The sequence below is a fragment of the Staphylococcus sp. EG-SA-2 genome (assembly GCF_017152085.1).
Genome location: NZ_JACYHC010000058.1, coordinates 1 through 568, shown reverse-complemented (window position 1 = coordinate 568; position 568 = coordinate 1). Strand labels below are relative to the sequence as shown.

Annotated in this window: 2 pseudogenes; one reads left to right on the top strand and one right to left on the bottom strand. The window is 31.9% G+C overall.

Going from position 1 to position 568, the window contains the following annotated elements:
• Positions 1–278 (top strand): annotated as a pseudogene (gene rpiRb, locus IDG60_RS00460) (pentose phosphate pathway transcriptional regulator RpiRB); the annotation flags it as partial.
• A 193-nt stretch (positions 279–471) separates the two neighbouring features.
• On the opposite strand, the pseudogene IDG60_RS21655 reads toward rpiRb, so the two are convergent.
• Positions 472–568: pseudogene (locus IDG60_RS21655) on the bottom strand (hypothetical protein); the annotation flags it as partial.

The following is a 568-nucleotide window of genomic DNA, read 5'->3' as shown; positions in this document are numbered from 1 at the left end:
CCACACATTACAGTATTCCCATCATAACTATATCTAGTACAGCTAATAATCCAGTGGCTCAAATTGCAGACTATGCATTGATTTATGGCAGAACTGATGAAAATGAAATGCGTATGGCGGCTACAACTTCACTATTTGCACAGTTATTCACGGTAGATATATTGTACTATCGATTTGTAGCATTAAATTATCATGCGATTCTAGATTGTATAACCCAATCGAAAATGGCACTTGATAATTACCGGAAGCATCTTGCGACGATAGATTTTAAACATTAGATATTGTGAGCGTTCTAATATAAAGTTAGTTGCAACGTAAACAATTGAAGTTTTTGATGTGATTCAGTTGTTTGATGAAAAATTGTTGCTACAAGTTTGTAAAACTGGCATAGAGGCTATTTTGAAAATGATAAAGGCGTGACAAATTAAAGCAAAGTTCAGGTTTGAGCTTTGCTTTTTTCATAGATGGAAATTAAATGCTGAAGAATAATTTTAATGCTAAATGAACTAATACGAAGGTGCTAAAAGCAATTATTATCAAATTAGTGATATGAATGAAATGTTTAAAT